Raw genomic sequence first — 20,159 nt, 5'->3', positions numbered from 1 at the left:
ACGGATCGGGCCCGGATGCCGTGGGTGAGACGGTCGATTCGGGTGGTGAGTCGCGCAGGCTGAGCGCCCAACTACCGCTCGCAGGCGGCGGATCCGCTGTCGCCGGGAGACCGGCGTCGCTTCTGAATGATCGGTAGGATAAAGGCCTATTTCTACCTGTTTGCGTGGGAGCTGGTGGCCGTGAATGAGTGTTGTCCGGGCCGGTCGCCGCGACCGGGCGGCGGATGCCTGGACTCAGGTTTCGCTCATGCGCGGTCTCCATTGTGACGAGAAGCCCCGAGCAGAGCGATTCACCGCCGGTCACCCGCAAACGGGAGTTCTGGGCTCTGCTGGCCTGGGCCATCCTCCTAGGGGTGTCCGGCGCGTTCACCGCCCTTGGCTTCGTCGGGATCATCACGCTCGGAGGTAGGTGGTACAGCGACTCCGACCCCGGCTGGCTCGGAGGACGTTGGTGGTGGGTGGCGGTCGGCGCGGCAGCGGGTGCGGCGGTCGGCTTGGCACGCCGCCTGACCGGCCTGCCCTGGAAGACCCCCGGTTTGTTCGCGGACCTGCAGACCGAGCACGTGGACGCGCGGCTGGTGCCCGGGATCGCAGCCGTCTCCGCGGTGTCGCTGGTCGGCGGGGCCAGCCTCGGACCGGAGAAGGCGCTGGGTGCGATGGGTGGCGGCTTGGGCAGCTGGGTCGCTGTTCGGAGAAAGTTCAAGGCAGAGGACGGGCAAGTGAACACCCTGGCGGGCTTCGCGGGCGCGTACGGCGGACTGTTCTCGAGCCCAGTGATCGTCGTCATGCTGATCATGGAGGTCGCCCGCCCCGGAGGCAAGCGGTTCACCACGGCCCTGGCCGCACAGATCGTGGCGGCGAGCGTCTCTTTCGGAATCTACTTCGCCATCGCCAGTGCCGTCTTCCTGGGCAACTACGAGGTGCCGCAGTTCGACTTCAAGAGCTGGCAACTGCTCGCCGGGATCCCGCTCGGCCTGTTCGGGGCCCTGGTAGTGATCGTGCTGGTGGCTTTCACGCTGGGGGCCGCACGGGTGTTCGACCGGCTGAAGGTCCCGGACATCGCCAAGTCGGTGATCGGCGGAGTGATCTTCGGGGTCGTCGGCGTGGCCCTACCGCTGTCCATGTTCAGCGGTGCCGACCAACTCAAGACGGTGCTGAGCCACGAGGCGACTCTCGGCATCGGCGTCATCAGCGCCACGCTCATCGCGAAGATGCTCACCTTTGGCGTCAGCCAAGGCAGCGGTTTCGTGGGCGGTCCGATCTTTCCGTCCCTGTTCATCGGCGGGACGGCGGGGGTCATCGTCCATCAGGTCATCCCCGGTGTGCCGCTGGGGCTGGCGTTCGCCTGCCTGCTCGCAGCCGTTCCGGGTGCGCTGGCGGCGGCCCCGTTCGCGATGGTCCTCACCGCCGCGTTCCTCACCGAGGTAGGTGCGCTGCAAACCGCGCCCGTTCTCATCGCCGTGATCACCGCGTACCTCACAATGGAGAGTGCGAAATACTTCCTGGCCAGCCGGAAGAGGGCGCGTACAGACAGCACGAGGTCAGCCGCCTGAGCGGTCCGCACTCAGCTGCGCCAGCACTCGAGTTCCGGACAGGCTCGAACCGAGGGCAGGATTCCAACCAGCGCACCCGTTGCGGCGGATCGCCAACCCTCAGACTCGGGCCGCCGTGGCAGCATCGTGGTTTCTGCACGACTACGACGCCGAGCCGTGGGGCGTCCGGGGGTCGCCCCCGGTATCGGAATGACAAAAGGCCACCTAGATCCTGACCGCGAAGCGGACAGGATCTAGGTGGCCTTTTGTGGGCGCGGCAGGGTTCGAACCTGCGACCCCTCGCTTGTAAGTTCTGGGCGGTCAGTCCGGCGGCGTCTGTACGTGGTTGCGACCTCGGGATCTCGTCCGGCAGCGTGGCGCTGCGGCCGTGATCATCTGGGGCGGTTGCTGTCACGGTTGCTGTCAGCAGCTACCGACCGACCAGCGCCAGCGGTCAATGCTCACTCAGTTAGTCACTCAGCAGCTCGCCCACCACGTAGGAGGATCTAGAGAACCAAGGCGACGCTAGCTGCCAAAGCTACGGCTATGTATCGAGGAAGTCGAAGTCTTCACCGAGGACCCATCGAAGGGCCGAGAGGTGACCATGGACGTAGCCCCAATGCCAGTCGTCCCATGGGCCGACCTTGTCCTTGCCATACTTCGTCTCGATACGCGTGCGAGCGGTCATGATCGTCGCGCGTAATTCGGGCGACACGTCGTCGCGTCGACTGTCTTCGATCTTCTCATCACGGATCAGGCTCCGGACGTACCAAATTTTATCGAAGAATTCTTGTTCTGCTTCGAGGATCTCCGCTGATGTACGCATTCCTTGGATGAAGATCTCATGGCTGTCCATGAGCCCGGGGTGGTCGCTGAGCATCCTCGCCAGCGTCGGGCGCTCCCAATGACGGATACGAAACGGTGGCCTGCGGTTGCGCTCGTAGTCACCGAGTCCATCCTTGGCCCCGTTGGACAAATAGCCCGAGGCGATCACGAGCGCGACGTCAGGTCGTTCCGCCTCGGCCCAGGCCAGCAGGTTCTGAAGCGGCTCCAGGGAAACTCCGGTCTTGTAGTGCTTGCAGTCAACGAACCAGGTTTCGAGCCGACTGTGACCGTCAACGTCTGCCAACTCGCGCTGGGCGACGAGATCACGACCACGGTCTGACGGGCTTGCCCGCTTAGGAGTTCCTTTGCGCCAGTCGACGTTCACAAAACCAAGATCGATCAAGAGGTCGTGGCAGAACTCCTCGAAGTCTGTCGGATCAAGGTTGTCGAACGAAATGTTCTTGGGCGCCGGCCGCGCAATCGAGACCTCGTCAGGGACCGGCCGCACAATCGGGACGTCGTCTGGGACTCGCCCACTCGCTTCTGACATGGATGTCACGGTACTGAATCGAGCGCCTCGGTCTACTCATCCATGCCCGTCACGCGCCCGACCTGCGAATTTTGCGGAGGCTAATGATCAGTTTGCGGGTAGTCCCCCGCACCGCTTGCCTTCCTGGCGTTGTGGCGACGGCTCGGGATCTTGCTAGTTGGCTTCGACCCGGAGGCCGGCGGTGAAAGATCACGCCGCTCGGTGGTTGCTGCAATCGAGTGGTACTCGTCGGTTCCCACCCTGCGGTTTCGACCGCTCCCGACTGAGGCTAGAGTTCTCGCCGGAATGTGAAGATCATATTAGGAGGTAAAACCTATGGCCGACACCCCGCCGGCGAGCTCGGCCCCGCCACCGCCACCGCCGCCGCCACCTCCTGCGCCCCCTCCGGTCTCGACCACGCCGACTGGCTTCATAACTACGGTCGACGTGAGAAACAGCAAGGGGCCGCGCCGGCGAACTGGCCCGAAGCCTGATTGACGGATTCCGACTGTGGCGGCGCAGACTGACGTTTACGCGGATTTTATCGAAGTCGAACTAAAGGCTGAACGAGAGCGCAAGTCGGCCATCGACACACGTGCAGCGTCTTTGGTCACCACCTCGGGGAGCCTCGTCACGATTCTTGCGGCCGTGGGGGCGTTTGTGGGGAAGGGAATTGACTCTTCGCTTCCCCGGCAAGCGCTTCCGCTGCTGATTCTTGCGTTGGGCGCTTTCTCCTTCGCGGCTCTTGCAGGCATAAACGCGGGTTGGAATAGGCTGTATGGCGTTCCGGATATCGCACCCTTGAGACTTATGCTGAATGACCGCTGGTCGGATGACGAGGCATTAGCTTTAAAAGAAGTAGCAGATGCCCGAATCCGAATGATTGAAAGTCTCAGGAAAAGCAACAAAGCCAAGGAACGTTACTTGCGCGCAGGATGGGTTTGTCAGGTCCTAGCGCTCGTCTTCCTGGCGGCTGTCGTCCTAATCATTCTGGCGACCAGGTAGCGCTTTGCTGGATCACGTACCCATTTCGTTGGCCCTCCCGTCTGCCGTCGACCCGCACCTCTGGTGGAGCGGGGCGCCGCCCGGCGGGCCACGTCAAGCGGACCTTGACATTCGGGCGGCGGCTGGCGCGCCGGGCGGGGGTCTGCTCGGTTTGCCCGGGTCGACGGCAGGCGGGCGGCTGAGCAACCACCCACGGCCCATCGCCCCCAATGGACCTCCCGCCCCGGAGCCCGAGGCCCCCGCCGGAGGCGCAGTAACCGCGACCCCACGCGGCCCCGCAGCTCGCCGACGCACGGCGCGCGGCGACCAGGCCGCGCGCCACGGACGGCTGCCGGCCCCTAGCTCGAAGCCGACACCAGCACTGTCTTTTCGGCGGTCCCGACTCCGCACCATCGCGCCAGCCGCGGGCGTTGGCGTGCCCGCCGCGTGCGACAGCTAAGCGGCGGGTGCGCGCCCTGGCGGCGGCGCGAGCGGCCCGTTTCGGGCCGCCTTGAAGATGTACAGAAAGTTTGCACACGTCGGCAGCCGGTCGGTCGATCCGCCTGCGTCCGTCGAACATACGTTCTACGATCGGTCCATGGGGCGACACTGGTGGAACGGGACTTGGAGCGCGACGGGGCTCCGTCGAGACGTCTTCGTGCACACCTTGCCTTGCCAGGTGGAGGCACGAGTTGGAGGCCCGGAGGGAACCAGTCGGTTCTACCCCGCCGACGACGAGGAATCCGCCGTCCGACTTGCCGAGCAGCTCATGGCCGCCGTCGACGACCCCTGGCGAGAGCTCACGCCCAGGTGACGTTGCCTTGGATTGCGCGTCCAGTACGCGATAGCGGGTTTCCGCGTCAGACCGCTAGGGTCTTAGCTGTGTCGCTTGTTGAGTGGGCTTACGCCGTCTCCGAGGAGAGGCTGGCAGATACGCTGCCGGTTCGGTGGTTGCATGTTCAGGGGGTAGCTCGAAAGGCGAAGTCCTTCGCGTCAATTGTGGGGTCTGACGCTGGATTGCTTGAGGCTGCGGCGGTTCTACACGACGTAGGTTATGCACCTGACCTAGCGACTACCGGATTTCATCCACTCGATGGTGCAAGGTTCCTGCAATCGATTGATGCTCCAGAGCGTCTCGTTCATCTGGTCGCGCATCATTCGTGCGCGGTTATCGAGGCGCGCTTGAGGAACCTGGAAACCGACCTGTCCGCCTACGTGGATGAGGCGACGCCGGTACGTGACGCATTATGGACCTGCGACCTCACAACGACACCCGCCGGGGAGCCGACACGTCATACGGACCGGATCGAAGAGATCAAGGCACGGTACGGCCTGGATAGCATCGTCGGCCGCTTCATCGTTGAAGCCGAACCTCAGTTGGTCAGTGCGATATCTCGTACGGAACGCAGAGTTTCTGCCGCTCCGCGTCACCTACCCGATGTAGGGCTCCGTTCGCCGTTGGATGCCATGGACGGCTCGTAGGCGCATGGAGTCCTGCATTGGTAATGCGTCGAGGGAGTCCAGAGACACCCAAGCAAATTCCGTGGATTCCGGGCTGGTCGTTAGGGAACCGCCAACTGGCACGGCATGGAAGCAGATAGAGAATTCTTGCCGGACTTCACCATTGTCGTAGGCAATGACGTGGTTCGGGTTGGAGTAGATCCCGGAAATTCCCTGGATCTCTACAGTCAGCCCCGTCTCCTCCTGGACCTCCCGAACGGCGGCCTCCGCCGTCGACTCTCCAATTTCTTGCGCTCCACCAGGAAGAGCCCACAGTCCATTATCTGAGCGCCGGAGCAACAAGATTCGGTTGAGGTCATCTCGCACCGCTGCCGTCACGGCAACGACGAGGCTGTTTGCGCGAGGCGCACTGGGATCGTCCAGGTAGTCAGTCTTTGGCACGGTCGTCCTTCTTGAATGCGGGTGATGCGCTTGTCCAGACAGTCTCGAAGCTCTCGGCATAGCTGGTAAAGGCGTCGTCGGAAGTGACTCGTCGGAGGTGGAGTGCTGGCGCATGAGGGGCGGTTTTTCCGTACACGTGCGGATTAACGATCATGTCATTATCGAAGATGTAGATCGAGTTATATAGGGTGGTGTCGTGGATTCGGATACTTACCCCTGGCTCATCGGCGAGCATGTGAAAGAACGAGAGAGATTGGTCGATTTTCGCTGATATCGTGTTTTTGCCGATTCCTTCGTCGATGCTTCGCTGAATTACCGCTGAGCTGTCGCGGTCACCGAAGGCAAGCCTGATCTTCGTTCCCGCTCTCGCCTTCGTGCGGAGGTCGCTGATCATGTGCGGCCTCTCAGTCAAGAACATCCCGACGTAGACCAAGACAGATACTTCGCGACTTGCCTGGGACAGAAGTCGATCCCAGAGATTCGATGGCACGTTCGACCGATGTGGGTAGAACTGAACGAGCCCCTCAGAATCTGCCGTCTCGACCCGAGCGTGATCTGCGCCGGGCCAGAGAAAGCTCTCATCCTCCTTCAGCCGCTTTGCGATCTTAAAACGCGTTCGCGGGTGAGGAACTCTTCCCCCAAGCCAACGACTAACCGTCTTGGAATCGTGCTCAGTGAACGTCGCTAGTTCAGGGATCGTAACGCCGGCACGGTTCATGGCGGCTCGGAGCCGTTCGTTCGCCATTGGCGCTGTCCAATCGATCGGATGGGACGTTTAGTCCACTATAAACGTCCCAAGCGTCACCGGAAAGACCTACCAGCGTCACTCTGAGCGCGGTCTTCTTGAGATGCGACCAAGTCGCGCAACGAGCAGTCGTCCACTGGGGACGCGCTCAAGATCTCAGGAGGTCTGTTGTGAAGTTGTACGTGGACACCAAGGCCAAGCAGGTTCAGGTGTCGAAGGAGCCAGAGCCGAAGAAGGACCAGAACGGCAATCAGCGCTCGGACAAGGGAACGGGCCGGCTCATGTGGTCCACCCAGGTCTTCGTTCTCGACGAGAACGGTGGCGAGGTCATCACCATCACGACGGCTGGTGAAGTGCCGAACGTGAAGGTGGGGGATCTGGTCACGGTCGAGATGTTGGAGGCCATCCCGTGGGCGACCAACGGGCGTAACGGCGTGGCGTTCCGTGCCGTGTCGCTGAAGCCGCTGGCTGGCGCTTCGAGCAAGTAGTTCTCCTCGCACATCGTGCTGTGTCAGCCCGTCTGGTGTCTGGGCTGAGCCTCAGCGGCCAATGGCCCGCTGATCCGTAGACGGTCCGGGAACGGTTCTGACTCCGTACGTTCCTGGCCTGTGCCACCTGTGTGGCAGTTCCACCTGAGGGCGTGGGGCCGGTACTGGTGCTAGTGCCTGCCGGCCTCGCTGCCGATCGCGGCTAAGCCGCTTGATCCGCAAAGCAAAAACGCGGGGTCGGTCTGACTCCGTATCACCCGACCCGCGCGTCTGCCGACAAATCCCAACCCTGGAAGGGGTGGACTCGTCATGTCCAAGTCTAGCTCTGTTCGGCCTCTCAAGCGTAGAGGCGGCACGGTGACGGTCCTTGAGGCCAAGGTTCACCGCGCGTCGGCCCGTAACGCCAAGGTGGCGTTCTGGCTGGCTCTGGTCACCGTCTGGGCGTTGACGGCCGCGGTGGCCTCCTCGTATCTGGACCCGATCCTGGCGATGCTCCTCGGCGTCCCGACTGGCCTGCTGGTCGCCGGCGTCGTCTGGTCGCTGGTCCGCATCTGGCCGGTGCTTCGACTGCTGTGGTGGTGGTCCTTCGAGATCGTCGCCGTCGTCGGCCTGACCTACGGCTGGGTGCAGCTGGCGACACACACCAACCTCCTCGTGCGCCTGGTCGTGCTCGCCACGATCGCCGCACCGATTGCCATCGGCCCGGCTCGCCGGTACGTGATGGCCTGGCTGTGGTGCGTCATCGTCCGCCACCGGCTGCGGGTGTGCTTCGCCCAGTTCATCATCGCCAACCAAGCCGGCTCTCTGCCGCTGATCGGCCCAGCCCGACCGACCCCGGTCGGGGAACGGGTCTGGATCTACCTACGTCCCGGTCTGTCCCACGCCGATCTGACATCGCGGCTGGACAAGATGGCCGTGGCCTGCCACGCCTCCGCCGTCGTGGTCGAGCGTGCCTCGACTCGCACCGCTGCGCTGCTGCGCGTGGACATCAAACGTCGCACGGTTCTCAACGCCAAGGTGAAGTCAAACCTCACCGTGGTCGTCCCCGACGACTTCGAGCCCGCCGAGCGGGCCACTGTGGACGTCCCTACGGCGCTGGATCTGCCTGACGTGGCGGACCCCTCAGCCACGCCCAAACCAGCGCCTGCCGTCAAGGCGAACTTGACATCGGTGAAGAACGGCAACGGCAAGCCGGCACCGCAGAGTGTTCCGGCCAACGGCGTCCCGGTCGAGAACCTCGAGGACTGGATCTGACGCCGGTCCGTGTCTCGCGCTAGAGGCCCGATCGCAGGGTCGGCGCGTGCTGACCCTGCACCACTTCACATCACCTCGAAGAGAGGACCCCATGTCCACCCATGCCGACATGACGTCGGGTGATCGGGTTCCGGTCGGGCCACAAGCTCCTATCGGGCCGCCTCGGTCCGTTCCGGTCGGCCCGATGCTGTCGATGTTCGACCCGATGTTTATCGGCATCGACGAGTTCGGTGAACCCGTCTACCTCGACGTCGTCTACCACAACCTCCTCGTTGCCGGTGAGCCCGGCGGAGGCAAATCCGTACTACTGAACAACGTCACCGCGACCGGCGCACTAGCCGAGAACACCCGCCTCGTGCTGTTCGACGCCAAAGTCGTCGAGCTTGGCCCGTGGGAAGACATCGCCGACGAGTTCGTCGACGCGGACATCGACAAAGCCCTGTCCGTACTGCGCCGCCTACTCACGGTGGCCCTCAACCGCTACGCCTGGCTACGTGCCAACCGTCGCCGAAAGATCAGCCGCAACGACGGCCTGTCGGTGATCCTCACCATCATCGACGAGCTGTTCATGTTCTCCAAAGTGCTGGGGACCAAACAGCAACAGGAGCAGTTCGACGAACTGCTGTTGGCCGTAGTGGCACTCGGCCGCGCGTGCGGCATGCCTGTCGTCGCCGCAACCCAGCGACCCGCCTTTGACATCATCCCGACCACCCTGCGGGACGTCTTCGGCTACCGGGCCGCGTTCCGTTCCACCACCGTGGGCAGCTCGAACGTCATCCTCGGCCAGGGCTGGGCCGAGCAGGGCTACAACGCCCTCGACATCAGCCCCGAAAACCCGGGCGAGGCCTTCCTCCTCGCCGACGGCGGCATCCCCCGGCGGATCAAAGTCGCCTACCTGTCCGACAAAGAGATCTACCAACTCGCGGACTACGCCGCGTGCATCCGCCGGCCTACCGGCATCACCCCGACCACGGCCCAACCGGGCCACACCCGTACGGAGGAAGCAGCATGACTACCCGAACCCGCCGCGGAACAACCGACGTTCCCGCGACCCGCATCGTCTACTACCCCGACCCCACAGCAACCACCGACCCGCACGCGGCACTCGTCCGCCACACCGTTGCCGAGCTGCAAGCCCGCCGCCGGCGCGACGACGTTCTCTACGCCCGCTGGGTCCAGCGCCAGGCCGTCATCGCCGAACGCGACCGCCGCACCCGCCGCGCCCTGCTCTGGGCATTCGCCGGCATCGGCACCACCGTCATCGCCGTCATCGTCACCGCCTGCTGGCTGACCTACCGGGCCATCACCACCGCCGCCACCTTCGACGGCTCCTGGCTGCTCGGCATCGCCCTCGGCGCAGTTGTCCTCTCCGGCATCGTCGCCGGTGGCCACAAGTGCATCACCGTCATCGAACACCGCCACTGACACGGCACGGCCGACAGGACCCGGCATTCGCTTCCCGGCATTGACGGGTCCTGCCGACCACACACACCACCAATCCCGTCTTCTCACGAAAGGACGTGGGTGCCATGAAGGCTACCCAAAAACCGGCCCAACCCGCCTCTGACGTCCAGGTGACACCCGCAGACATCCTGCGCGGCGCAGCCGCCTACCTCCAGCTCAACGGCTGGATCAAAGGTTACTTCTTCGACCTGTCCATGAACCCCGGCCCGGCGTTCCCGCCGGCCTGCACTGGCAGCGCAATCTGCACCGCCGCCATCGGCCACCCGTTCACACCCGGCGACCTGCCTTCCGGACCAGACGGCACCAACGCGCTACGCGCCCTGGTCGCCTTCGCCGGCTACATCGTCGACTACGCCTGGGACTTCGACTACGTCCGAGACGCGGCCAGCGACATCGTCGCCGACTGGAACGACGAAGCCGAACGCACCTTCACCGAAGTCAAAGCGGCCCTCGAAGACGCCGCCGCCCAATGGGACCACGTCCACCCGGCGGTGACCCCATGAACCCCATGAACCCCGTGAACCCGGCCAACCGCCCGGCCAAGCCACGCCGCCGAGATGTCGTCGAGAACGACGACTTCGCCGCCTTCGCCCGCCGGATCATCCGCGCCCACGGCAAACGAGTCGCCACCGGCGACGTCGAAGCACTCCGCGACCTGACCGCCCTATCCACCATCCTCGACGACTCGATCACCACAGCCGTCAAAGGCCTGCGCGGTCACGGCTACTCCTGGCAGGACATCGCCGACCGGCTCGGCGTCACCCGCCAGGCCGCCCACCAACGCTGGGGCGGAGGTGGCCAGTCATGACCACCACACCCACACCCGTCCGCACCGATGCGGACTACTTCCCCGACGCGTGCCGACTCGGCGAACTCATCGCCGGTATCCGGGTCTGGGTCGAAACCCTCGACGAATACCCGCAGTACTTCACTGCGGCCGACGCCATGGAACAGGTCCGGCTTCTCCTCTACCGCCACGACGCCAACGACGCGTCCTCCACAAAGGAGGAAAGGCGATGACGGTTCCGTTCCTCAACCAGGCCATCGCGCGGGGCACCTTCGTGGAGTTCTACGACCCGACCGCGCAACGGTTCCCGATCCCCACCTACCCGTACCGGTGGGCTCCGCAGGAGTACGTCACCCGCCGCCAACTCCGCAGCCTCGGCCTGCGTCCCGGCGGGCAGGACATCGCCGCGCAAATCCTGTGGCGACGCGGCAAACGAGTCGCGTTCCTCTACCGCCTCGACCTGGCCAAACCCAAACGGCCCGCGACACCGGCCCAACTCGCCGCCGTTGCCAAGGCCCTCCTGGCCCGGCGCACCTGCGGCACCTGCCACCAGGTCAAGCCCTACTACATCCCACGCCGCTACGGCGAATGCCTTGACTGCTACGGAGGTCACTGACATGGCTCCCCTCGTCACCATCGGCGTCATCATCTTGGCCGGCATCCTCTTCGCGTGGATGGCAGGGACTCTGCGATGACACACCGCGCGATCAGCACCCACGGCACCGTGTACCTGCTGCACTTCGACCGGCCCTACCAGCACGCGGCCCACTACACCGGCTGGGCCTCCAACCTGACCCAACGCCTGTCCGAACACGCCTCCGGCCGCGGTGCTCGGCTGCTCGCTGTCATCCAAGCCGAAGGGATCGGCTGGACCCTGGCCCGCACCTGGACCGGCACCCGCACCCGCGAACGCGCCCTCAAGAACCAGGGCGGGGCCTCACGCCGCTGCCCCATCTGCCGCCGACGCGCCAACCACACCCGCGCTCCGCACCGGAAAGGCGGTGTCTGACCATGTCACGCTCTCGCGGTCTTGAGGGCCTGGTCCTGGTCCTCATCCTCATCACCGTCGGTGCCGCTGCCGGCGCCGCGTCGTTCACCCACGTCCACGACTGGACGATGGACAACTCACCGGAACACACGCCGGGCTGGTTCGGGTGGGCCAACGCCGTCATAAGCGAACTCGTCCCCATCGCCGCCCTACTCACCATCCGGCAACGCCGCCGCACCGGCGGCCCGATCGGCTATCCGATGTTCCTGCTTATCGCCGCCGCCGGTCTGTCCCTGGCCGCACAGCTCGCGGTCGCCAAGGCTGGCCCGTCCGGCTGGCTGCTCTCAGCCGTCCCCGCTATCGCGTTCATGGCCCTGGTCAAACTCGTCCTCGCACCCGTCCAGACGGCCACTGAGGCGACCACAGAGGCCCACCCGGTCGACGACACCGCACCCGCACCGACAGCCGCTCCCGAGGCCACACCGGCCGTGTCCGAGGTTGTCGAGCCTGTTCCGACCCACCTGGTCGGCTCCGCTCGGTTCGCGGTCGTCAATCACGAACAGCACACCGGCCGGCCCATCACCGCCGACGAGCTCGCCGCCCGCATCGCGGTCACACCCGACGTCGCCGGGCAGCTCCTCGACCAGATCCGGCCCACCACCCTGCCGGCACGCACCATCAACGGCACCCCGGTCTTGGACGGTGTCCGGTGACCATCCACGTCGTTGACGTCCACCAACGCACCCACCAGTGCCCGGCATCTCCGGACGCGCACGTCTACGACACCCAACGGACCCTGATCGCCGTCATCGACGGCGGACCCTGCCGCGCACCGGTCACCATCCGCTGCGGCACCACCATTGCCACAGTCCCTTGTGGACGTGCTCGGCCTGCTGACGCCCGGTGTGGCGCCTGCCGGGTCATCGTCACCGAACGCACCATCGCCACCCACCAAGTGGCCGCGTGACCCACGTCGAAGCTCTCGCGCCCGCAGCCAACCCGGTTGCGGGCACGGGAACGCCGCTGAACTGCTCGGCGGCGACCGCTACCGAAAGGAACCGACCATGTCCCTCGACCCCGTCAACGTCCAAGCCCCTGTCGACGACCGCGAGGTTGACGTCTGGAAAAACGCTCTCAGCGAAATTGCCGAGCGCGATGGCGGCAGCTATCAGCCCTGGATGGTCCAGAGGCTGCGCCGCGCATTCGACGAGATCTGGCACCAGCACAAGCCAGCCGACTGCGACCTGGCCGAAGACTGCCACATCTGCGTCAACGTGAGCTTCATCGTGCCGCTTCTCGCGGCCCACGAGCAGCTCATCGGTACGGCCGAAGCCACCCCGGTTGAGGCCAAGTGACCCTCTCGACGCTGGACACCACACCCCAAGCCCCGGCCTGGGGTGTGGCCTCGAACGCCGAGACACCCGCCCAACTCGGCTACACCGCCGCCGGGCAAGCCTTCCACCGCGCCACCCAACCCAACTACGGCGACTGGCTCGACCACGTCCGCGCCGCCGCCGGCTGCACCCGACCCATCCGCCTGACCGGCAACCTCTACACCCTCGAACCAGGCACCGGCCGCATCCTCGACGAACGCTCCACCGCAGCCATGCCAGACGGCGCGATCTACAAGGGCTGCGGGAACCGGCGCGGCTCGGTGTGCCCGGCCTGCTCGCGGGTCTACCAGGGCGACGCGTACCAGATCCTGCACACCTTCCTCGTCGGCGGCAAAGGCATCCCCGCCACAGTCGCCCGGCACCCGGCCGTGTTCGCCACCCTCACCGCGCCAAGCTTCGGGACCGTCCACACCCGGGTCGTGGGCAAGCACACCTGCGTCAACCGGAAGCGGTGTGACTGCCGGCCTGAACCGTGCCATGCCCGCCGCGACACGGGCCTGTGCGAGCACGGCCGACCGGCGGTCTGCTGGGCACGCCACGAACGCACTGACGCCATCCTGGGCCGGCCGCTGTGTTTGGACTGCTACGACCACGACCACCAGGTCGTGTGGAACATCTCGACCGGCGCTCTGTGGCATCGCACCAAGCAAGCCGCGGAACGCTACCTCGTCGCACTGTGCCGCCGCCGCCGTATCCCGTTCCACGTCGTCTTCACCGAGACCGGCCGCACCCGCCGCGTTCCCCCGGTCAAGCTATCCCACGGCAAAGCCGCCGAACTACAAGCCCGTGGCGCCGTCCACTTCCACGCTCTGCTGCGGATCGACGGCGTTGACCCCTACGACCCGGACGCCGTGATTCCGCCACCGGCCGGTATCGATGTCGGCGACCTGGTCGACGCGCTCGACACCGCCGCCCGGCACACCGCCCTGACCACCCCGCCGCACCCCGACCGGCCCGAAGGTTGGCCGATCACCTGGGGAGACCCCGACAAAGGCTTGGACTTCCGACCCATCACCCTCGCCGGTGACGGCGACATCACCGACGGCATGGCCGCCGGGTACCTTGCCAAATACGCCACCAAAAGCACCGAGGCCACCGGGCACACCTCTACCCGCATCACGCCGGACAACGTCGACGACCACGCCGACCCCGACGGCGACCACATCGCCCGCCTCATCGACGCCTGCTGGCGCATCGGCCGACCAACCCACACCCCGGCCCCACTCGCCGACCGGCCCCGAATCGACCGACCCGAACCCGGCTTCATAGCCCGCTGGGAATGCCCCGACTGCGGCACCCACACCCGCTATCCCGCCTGCCCGGTCTGCATCGCCGAGTGTCAAGCCATCCTTGACAGCCAACCGGCCAAACGCGTCGCGGCCACCGACTACACCCGGCTACGCCGCGCCGCCCACATGCTCGGCTTCGGCGGCCACTTCCTCACCAAAACCCGCCGCCGCGTCATCGCCTTCCGGCTGCTGCGGGAAAGCCGGATCACCTATCGGCGCGCCACCGACCACGAGGACCAGGCCGCCACCGTCATCCGGCTTGCCGACCACATCGACGAGGAAACCACCCTCATCGTCGGCACCCTCACCTTCGCCGGCGCCGGCTGGCACACCACCGGAGACGCCCTCCTCGCTAACACCGCCGCAGACCTCGCCCGGTCCCGACGGCAAGCCGGACGCGAAGAACTCGCACACGAACTCGGCACCACCACAGTCGGCGTGGCGTCCGCCGCCGCGTGACCCCCTCTCGCCACACGAGGAAGGCCAACCGTTGCACACCCCCGCACCGATCACTCCTCGCGTGTTGCGCGTCGAGGAAGCCGCCCAAGCGCTCGGCATCGGCCGGTCGCTCGTTTATGACCTCATCCGCTCTGGCCAGCTCCGTTCCTTCAAGGTGGGCAGCCGGCCTCATCCCTGCCGCCGCGATCGACGAAGTCATCGCCACTCTCACAGAGGAAGCCGCCTGATGCCGAAGCAACCGAAGCGATCCCAATCAACCGCCGTCCGGAATCCCAGCGGCGAGGGCTCCATCTACCAACGCTCCAGCGACGGTCGCTGGGTTGGGCAGGCATACGTCCTGACAACCAACGGCACCCGCAAACGCAGGTCCGTATACGGCGCCACGTGGGAAGAGGCCCACGCCAAGCTCGTCGAGCTGAAGTCCCAATCACAACGTGGGATCCCCATCCCTGACCGCGCTTGGAAGTTGGCCGACTACCTGCCGTACTGGCTCGCCGCCTACGTCATCGATCTCAAGCCGACCACGGCACGTGGCTACGAAAGCGCCGTCCGGCTGCATCTCATCCCTGCTCTGGGAACGAAGCGGGTCGATCGTCTCCAGGTCCAACACGTCAAGGTCTTTCTCGACGAGTTCCGGCGTAAATGCCTCTGTTGTGCCGCCGAGCTGGACAAGGATCGGCCGCTTAGCCGTCAATGCTGCTCGGCACGCAAGTGCTGTCGGCGCTATCCCGGTGTCCGCCAGGTCCAGTTCGTACACGCCGTCCTGCGGAATGCCCTACAGCACGCCATGCGAGAGGAGCTGGTGTCACGCAACGTTGCGAAACTGGTTCGGGTCCCGTCCCCGCGCTACCGAGTCGGCAAAGGTCTCACAGTCGACCAGGCACGCGCGGTGCTTGCCGCTGCCGAGGGCCACCGGCTGTATGCGCTGTACGTCGTTGCGGCCACGATGGGCCTGCGCCGGGGCGAACTTCTCGGTCTCCGCTGGTCCGATCTTGACCTCGACGAGGGCACCATGACGATCGCTCAGACCGTTCAGCGGGTTGGCGGCGTGCTGCTTCTGCAAGGGACAAAGACCGAAGATTCGGAGAGCGTCCTACCCTTGCCCGAATGGACGTGGATCGTGTTGCTTGACCACCAGGAAGCTCAGCAGCGCGAACGGGAACGTCTCCGCGAGATCTGGCAGGACCATGGCCTCGTGTTCCCCTCTGAGCTAGGTACGCCGATGGAGCCACGGAACCTGAACCGACATTTCGCGCAGCTCCGCGAGAAGGCCGGATGTCAGGGAACGCGGCTGCACGATCTACGACACACTGTCGTATCACTTCTCATGGAGCTGGGAGTGCCGCCGCACACCGTCCAGGCCATCGCCCGTCACGCGGACGTGAAGATCACTCTGAAGATCTACTCGCATGCCAACTTGGACAGCATGCGCCAGGCCCTGGGCAAGCTCGATGGGCGGCTGTCATGACCCACGCTGCTGTCACCGTGGCTGTCAATCGCCGTCTAGCCGATCTTGCATGCGGCGTTTCGGCCGGTCGCCGGGGTGGGCGCGGCAGGTTTCGAACCTGCGACCCCTCGCTTGTAAGGCGAGTGCTCTTCCGCTGAGCTACGCGCCCCGGACCGGCCGTAGCTTACCCGACCGGCGGCCGGTCAGCTGTCGTCCAGGGAGGTCACTGCGGCCAGCCACGCCGCCGTGTCTCGGGACGACCCGGGGCCCACGTGCTCGGCCCACCTGATCACCCCGGCCCGGTCGATCAGGAACGTGCCGCGGTCCGCGAAACCCGCCACGGAGTTGAAGACCCCGTACAGCGACGCCACTCCCCCGTGCGGCCAGAAGTCGGCCAGCATGCGAAGAGACCAGGATTCGCGTTCGAGCCAGATCTTGTGCGCGTAGGACGAGTCGACGCTGATCGTCAAAACCGACACCCCGGCAGCGGCGAAAGCCGGCAGCGCCTTCTCCAGCGCCGCCATCTCGCCGCTGCAGGTGCCCGAGAAGGCCAGCGGATAGAACACCAACAGGACCGAACTGGACCCAAGGTACGACGATAGTCGTACCTCCTGGTTGTTCTGGTCCTTGAGCGTGAAGTCCGGTGCCGGCGTGCCGACCTGGAGCATCACTTCTTGCGGGAGCCGCGGGGCACTACGAGCCGGGCGGCACTCCAGTCCTTGCCGGCGTTGACCGTGGAGGTCTGCTGGAGACCTGCCGTCGGTGCCAGTTCGGTGATCTCGCTCGGCTCGACGTGCCCGTCGCGGCCGGCCTTGGGCGTCAGTAGCCAGACGACGCCGTTGCCAGCCAGCGGGCCGAGTGCGTCGACGAGCATCTCGAAGAGGTCGCCGTCGCCGTCGCGGTACCACAGCAGCACCGCGTCGACGACCTCGTCGGTGTCTTCGTCGACCAACTCACCGGAGCGGTCGGTCAGGGCGTCGCGGAGATCCTGGTCGACGTCGTCGTCGTACCCCATCTCCATGACGACCATCCCCGGCTCGATGCCGAACCGGTCCGCCAGGCTGCGTACGCCGTCGGCGGCCTGACCTGCGGTCGCGCTCACTGTTGCGTGCCTCCCTCATTCGTTGCAGTTCCCGCAAAGTCCACACAGTCGGCGGCCCGCGCGCAAGTGGCGCACCGACCGATCCGGCTTCGATTTTCTGCCGGACCGGCTCGATTCTGCGGCAAACCCCCGGACTTTTCGGGTCCCCCGGGAAACTTACCGTGCCAGGAGGGCTCGGGCACCCTGAGTGATCGCATCCTCCGCGACCAGCACTTCTCTGGCCGCCGGTCCCAGCGGGACGAACGAGTCGACCGAGGCGATCCGGCTCACAGATCCGACATATCCGGCGTCGACCAGGGCCGCGAGAACGCCTTCTCCGACTCCGCCGGAACGGCGTGTCTCGTCCACGACAAGAACGCGTCCCGTGGCCGACGACTCCCGGATCACGTCGGCGACCGGCAGCGGGGCGAGCCAGCGCAGGTCGACCACCCGCGCGCCGATGCCCTCCTCGACCAGCCGGGCGGCGACCCGCAGCGACATCCGTACCCCGTTGCCGAACGTGATGATCGTCAAGTCCTCGGCCGATCCCACGTTGTAGACGCGCGCCCGGCCGATCGGCACGTGCGCCTCGGACCAAGACGCGGGTCCCAGGTACGGCGCCAGCCACTCGTTGTCGCCCTCTTCGTAGAGGTCACGGGTGTGGTAGAGGGCGATCGGCTCGAGGAACACGCAGACGCTGCCGTCGACGGCGGCCGAGGCGAGGCAGGTGCGCAGCAGCGGCGCGGCGTCGTCGGCCCGGGCCGGCACCGCGACCACCAGGCCCGGGATGTCGCGCAGCACGGCGACCGAGTTGTCGTTGTGGAAGTGCCCCCCGAAGCCCTCCTGGTACGCCAGCCCGGCGACCCGCACGACCATCGGGTTGCGGTAGGCGCCGCCCGAGAAGAACTGCATGGTGGCGGCCTCGCCCCGGAGCTGGTCCTCGGCGTTGTGCAGGTAGGCCAGATATTGGATCTCCGGCACCGGCAGCATCCCGGCCAGCCCGGAGCCGAGGGCCAGGCCGAGGATCGAGGTCTCGTCGAGCAGGGTGTCGAAGACCCGCGTCGCGCCGAACCGGTCACGCAGGCCCTTGGTCACCCCGTACACGCCGCCCTTGAGCGCCACGTCCTCGCCGAAGACGGCCATCTTCGGGTTGGCCCACAAGCCGTCGGCGAGCGCGGCGTTGATCGTCTGGGCCAGCGTGAACGGGCCGGCGTCCTCGGGGAGTCGTCCGCCGAAGGCGGCGGCGCGCTCGGCCACCGAAGCAACCGACAGATCAGCCACGGTGCGGGCGACGCGCACCGGCCGGCGGGGCGCCAGCGTGGCCACGACCTCGGCCGGCGTGGTCAGCTTCGGCTCGCCCAGCACCTCCTCGGCGACCTTGCGCACCTGCCAGCCGATCTCGTCGTAGCGGGCCAGGATCTCCTCGGCGGTGGCCAGCCCGCAGGAGACCAGCAGTCGCGCGGTGGCCACCACCGGGTCGCGGGTCAGGTCGCGTTCCAGGTCGGCGGCCGGCCGGTAGGCCACCTCGGCGTCGGCGCCGGCGTGCCCCATGAACCGCACGGTGGACAGGTGCAGCACGGCCGGTCTGCGTGACCGTCGCACATGGGAAGCGGCCTCGACGGCGGTGGCGTACGCGTCGGCCGGGTCGTCTCCGGAGGCCGCGAAGTAGCGCAGTCCCGGGCGAGCCCGCAGCGTCGACGCGACCCACCCGGCCGGTGACTTCACGCTGATGCCGATGCCGTTGTCCTCGCAGACCAGCAGCAGCGGCAGCCGCAGCCCGGTGTGGTCGATCCAGCCAGCGGTGTTGAGCGCCGCCGTCGCCGTCGCGTGGTTGACCGAGGCGTCGCCGAAGGAGCACACCACGACCGCGTCGGCCGGCCAGGGAGCGTCCGAGGCGCCGTTGCCGTTGACCTTGCGCAGCCGCTCGATCGCGAACGCCGCACCCACCGCGCGGGGCAGGTGGGACGCGATCGTCGAGGTGGTCGGCACGACGTGGTGCGCCGCGTTGCCGAAGACCTTGTGGCGGCCGCCGGCGATGGGCTCGCTGGTCGAGGCGACCACGCCGCGCAGCACGTCCCGGGCCGCCTCGGCGATCGGGTCACCGACCCCCGCCTGGGCGACCCGGGCGGCGTAGAACGCGCCCGAGCGGTAGTGCAGGAAGGCCGGGTCGGTGTGCCGGAGCGCGGCGGCGACGGCCGCGTTGCTCTCGTGGCCGGACGACCCGATCGTGTAGTAGCCCTCGCCGAAGCTGCGCAGCCAGCGCGCGGCCAGGTCGAGGTGCCGGCTGGTCAGCTGGGCGTCGAACACGGCGCGCGCCAGCTCGGCGGTCATCCCCTCGGGGAGGCCGGCGGTGCCGGGCGTCAGCGCGCCTACCGCCGCCCGGAACCGTTCGTCGAGATCTTGCGGCGTGGTCACGTCGAAAGCATTACCGACGCAAGCCACTCACGGCCAGTCACCTGCCCCATCGGTCACGCCAGACCCGGCCACGGAAAGCGTGGATCGTCCCTAGAATTGACCGGATGCGGAGTGAGGTGATCACGGTCGAGACGGGCCGCCGCCCGGCGGTGCGCGACGTGACCGCGGAGGCGCAGCAGTTCGTCTCCGGTGAGGGCGACGGGCTGCTGCACGTGTTCGTGCCGCACGCCACCGCCGGCATCGCGATCATCGAGAGCGGCTCCGGCTCCGACGACCCCGATCTGATGACGGCGATCGACGGTTTCCTGCCGGCCGACGGCCGGTGGCGACACCGGCACGGCTCGCCGGGGCACGGTCGCGACCATGTCCTGCCCGCCTTCGTCGCCCCGTACGCGTCGATCCCGGTTCTGGGAGGTCGGCTCGCCCTGGGCACCTGGCAGTCCATCTGCCTGGTCGACACCAACGGGGACAACGCTGTCCGACAGGTCCGCTTTTCCTTCCTTCCGGGGTGAGTTACCGGTTGGTATGTGTGTCGAGTGTCGCGTCTGGCAGTACGCGACGTGACGCCGGAATGAG

General features: G+C 66.4%; 24 protein-coding genes and 1 tRNA gene. 18 read left to right on the top strand and 7 right to left on the bottom strand.

The window, feature by feature from the left end; genetic code table 11:
- The first annotated feature begins 458 nt into the window (after nt 1-458).
- A complete protein-coding gene (locus AB0J88_RS30815; protein WP_364347944.1) occupies nt 459-1,553 on the top strand; it encodes a chloride channel protein in 1,095 nt (364 codons plus the stop codon).
- Nucleotides 1,554-2,076: 523 nt separating this feature from the next.
- On the opposite strand, the gene AB0J88_RS30810 is transcribed toward AB0J88_RS30815, so the two are convergent.
- Nucleotides 2,077-2,907, bottom strand: a complete 831-nt coding sequence (locus AB0J88_RS30810; RefSeq protein ID WP_364347941.1) for a restriction endonuclease — start codon at nt 2,905-2,907, stop codon at nt 2,077-2,079.
- A 489-nt stretch (nt 2,908-3,396) separates the two neighbouring features.
- On the opposite strand from AB0J88_RS30810, the gene AB0J88_RS30805 reads away from it, so the two are divergent.
- Together AB0J88_RS30805 and AB0J88_RS30800 are read left to right on the top strand one after the other, a co-directional pair.
- Nucleotides 3,397-3,891: a hypothetical protein gene (locus tag AB0J88_RS30805; RefSeq protein ID WP_364347938.1), complete on the top strand. Its 495-nt coding sequence runs from the start codon at nt 3,397-3,399 to the stop codon at nt 3,889-3,891.
- Nucleotides 3,892-4,752: 861 nt separating this feature from the next.
- A complete protein-coding gene (locus tag AB0J88_RS30800) occupies nt 4,753-5,352 on the top strand; it encodes an HD domain-containing protein (protein WP_364347935.1) in 600 nt (199 codons plus the stop codon).
- Here AB0J88_RS30800 and AB0J88_RS30795 read toward each other — a convergent pair.
- The gene (locus AB0J88_RS30795; RefSeq protein ID WP_364347932.1) at nt 5,302-5,832 is read right to left on the bottom strand and encodes an NUDIX domain-containing protein; all 531 of its coding nucleotides are present in this window, start codon (nt 5,830-5,832) and stop codon (nt 5,302-5,304) included. The two genes, AB0J88_RS30800 and AB0J88_RS30795, sit on opposite strands and share 51 nt — an antisense overlap.
- Nucleotides 5,759-6,517, bottom strand: a complete 759-nt coding sequence (locus AB0J88_RS30790; protein WP_364347929.1) for a DUF5919 domain-containing protein — start codon at nt 6,515-6,517, stop codon at nt 5,759-5,761. The genes AB0J88_RS30795 and AB0J88_RS30790 overlap by 74 nt, the downstream gene beginning before the upstream one ends.
- A gap of 170 nt (nt 6,518-6,687) precedes the next feature.
- On the opposite strand from AB0J88_RS30790, the gene AB0J88_RS30785 reads away from it, so the two are divergent.
- The 14 genes from AB0J88_RS30785 to AB0J88_RS30720 all read left to right on the top strand — a co-directional run bounded on the left by AB0J88_RS30785 (nt 6,688) and on the right by AB0J88_RS30720 (nt 16,108).
- Nucleotides 6,688-7,005, top strand: a complete 318-nt coding sequence (locus AB0J88_RS30785) for a hypothetical protein (protein WP_364347926.1) — start codon at nt 6,688-6,690, stop codon at nt 7,003-7,005.
- 357 nt (nt 7,006-7,362) lie between these two features.
- On the top strand, nt 7,363-8,259 hold the full coding sequence (locus tag AB0J88_RS30780) for a hypothetical protein (RefSeq protein WP_364347924.1): 897 nt from the start codon (nt 7,363-7,365) through the stop codon (nt 8,257-8,259).
- 109 nt (nt 8,260-8,368) lie between these two features.
- A complete protein-coding gene (locus AB0J88_RS30775; RefSeq protein WP_364349331.1) occupies nt 8,369-9,271 on the top strand; it encodes an FtsK/SpoIIIE domain-containing protein in 903 nt (300 codons plus the stop codon).
- Nucleotides 9,268-9,684, top strand: a complete 417-nt coding sequence (locus AB0J88_RS30770) for a hypothetical protein (protein ID WP_364347922.1) — start codon at nt 9,268-9,270, stop codon at nt 9,682-9,684. The genes AB0J88_RS30775 and AB0J88_RS30770 overlap by 4 nt, the downstream gene beginning before the upstream one ends.
- A gap of 104 nt (nt 9,685-9,788) precedes the next feature.
- The gene (locus AB0J88_RS30765) at nt 9,789-10,226 is read left to right on the top strand and encodes a hypothetical protein (RefSeq protein ID WP_364347920.1); all 438 of its coding nucleotides are present in this window, start codon (nt 9,789-9,791) and stop codon (nt 10,224-10,226) included.
- Nucleotides 10,227-10,231: 5 nt separating this feature from the next.
- Nucleotides 10,232-10,531, top strand: coding sequence for a hypothetical protein (locus tag AB0J88_RS30760; RefSeq protein WP_364349328.1), 300 nt, complete (start codon nt 10,232-10,234; stop codon nt 10,529-10,531).
- Nucleotides 10,528-10,743, top strand: coding sequence for a hypothetical protein (locus AB0J88_RS30755; RefSeq protein ID WP_364347919.1), 216 nt, complete (start codon nt 10,528-10,530; stop codon nt 10,741-10,743). The genes AB0J88_RS30760 and AB0J88_RS30755 overlap by 4 nt, the downstream gene beginning before the upstream one ends.
- Nucleotides 10,740-11,126 carry an RRQRL motif-containing zinc-binding protein gene (locus AB0J88_RS30750; RefSeq protein WP_364347917.1) on the top strand — a complete coding sequence of 129 codons (387 nt, stop codon included), beginning with the start codon at nt 10,740-10,742 and terminating at the stop codon, nt 11,124-11,126. The genes AB0J88_RS30755 and AB0J88_RS30750 overlap by 4 nt, the downstream gene beginning before the upstream one ends.
- Nucleotides 11,127-11,201: 75 nt before the next feature.
- Nucleotides 11,202-11,519 carry a hypothetical protein gene (locus AB0J88_RS30745; protein ID WP_364347914.1) on the top strand — a complete coding sequence of 106 codons (318 nt, stop codon included), beginning with the start codon at nt 11,202-11,204 and terminating at the stop codon, nt 11,517-11,519.
- A 2-nt stretch (nt 11,520-11,521) separates the two neighbouring features.
- Nucleotides 11,522-12,211, top strand: coding sequence for a hypothetical protein (locus AB0J88_RS30740; protein ID WP_364347911.1), 690 nt, complete (start codon nt 11,522-11,524; stop codon nt 12,209-12,211).
- Complete coding sequence (locus AB0J88_RS30735; RefSeq protein WP_364347908.1) at nt 12,208-12,465, top strand: hypothetical protein; 258 nt, start codon at nt 12,208-12,210, stop codon at nt 12,463-12,465. Before AB0J88_RS30740 ends, AB0J88_RS30735 begins: the two co-directional genes overlap by 4 nt.
- 97 nt (nt 12,466-12,562) lie before the next feature.
- Nucleotides 12,563-12,853: a hypothetical protein gene (locus AB0J88_RS30730; protein WP_364347905.1), complete on the top strand. Its 291-nt coding sequence runs from the start codon at nt 12,563-12,565 to the stop codon at nt 12,851-12,853.
- A complete protein-coding gene (locus AB0J88_RS30725) occupies nt 12,850-14,640 on the top strand; it encodes a replication initiator (RefSeq protein WP_364347902.1) in 1,791 nt (596 codons plus the stop codon). Before AB0J88_RS30730 ends, AB0J88_RS30725 begins: the two co-directional genes overlap by 4 nt.
- 61 nt (nt 14,641-14,701) lie before the next feature.
- The gene (locus tag AB0J88_RS30720) at nt 14,702-16,108 is read left to right on the top strand and encodes a tyrosine-type recombinase/integrase (protein ID WP_364347899.1); all 1,407 of its coding nucleotides are present in this window, start codon (nt 14,702-14,704) and stop codon (nt 16,106-16,108) included.
- A gap of 76 nt (nt 16,109-16,184) precedes the next feature.
- Here AB0J88_RS30720 and AB0J88_RS30715 read toward each other — a convergent pair.
- The 4 genes from AB0J88_RS30715 to AB0J88_RS30700 form a co-directional block, all read right to left on the bottom strand.
- Nucleotides 16,185-16,256: transfer RNA gene (locus tag AB0J88_RS30715), tRNA-Val, on the bottom strand.
- 34 nt (nt 16,257-16,290) lie between these two features.
- A complete protein-coding gene (locus tag AB0J88_RS30710) occupies nt 16,291-16,758 on the bottom strand; it encodes a peroxiredoxin (RefSeq protein WP_364347896.1) in 468 nt (155 codons plus the stop codon).
- A complete protein-coding gene (locus AB0J88_RS30705) occupies nt 16,755-17,189 on the bottom strand; it encodes a DUF3052 domain-containing protein (RefSeq protein ID WP_089248697.1) in 435 nt (144 codons plus the stop codon). Before AB0J88_RS30705 ends, AB0J88_RS30710 begins: the two co-directional genes overlap by 4 nt.
- A 156-nt stretch (nt 17,190-17,345) precedes the next feature.
- Nucleotides 17,346-19,610 carry a thiamine pyrophosphate-dependent enzyme gene (locus AB0J88_RS30700; RefSeq protein ID WP_364347893.1) on the bottom strand — a complete coding sequence of 755 codons (2,265 nt, stop codon included), beginning with the start codon at nt 19,608-19,610 and terminating at the stop codon, nt 17,346-17,348.
- Nucleotides 19,611-19,687: 77 nt separating this feature from the next.
- Here AB0J88_RS30700 and AB0J88_RS30695 point away from each other — a divergent pair, with 77 nt between their 5' ends.
- Nucleotides 19,688-20,095: a YjbQ family protein gene (locus AB0J88_RS30695; RefSeq protein WP_364347890.1), complete on the top strand. Its 408-nt coding sequence runs from the start codon at nt 19,688-19,690 to the stop codon at nt 20,093-20,095.
- Nucleotides 20,096-20,159 lie beyond the last annotated feature (64 nt).

Origin of the sequence: Asanoa sp. NPDC049475 (assembly GCF_040676915.1) — a bacterium.
Taxonomy (GTDB): domain Bacteria; phylum Actinomycetota; class Actinomycetes; order Mycobacteriales; family Micromonosporaceae; genus Asanoa.
Note: the sequence above shows the minus strand (reverse complement) of the source record. Positions and strands in the feature narration are given on the sequence as shown.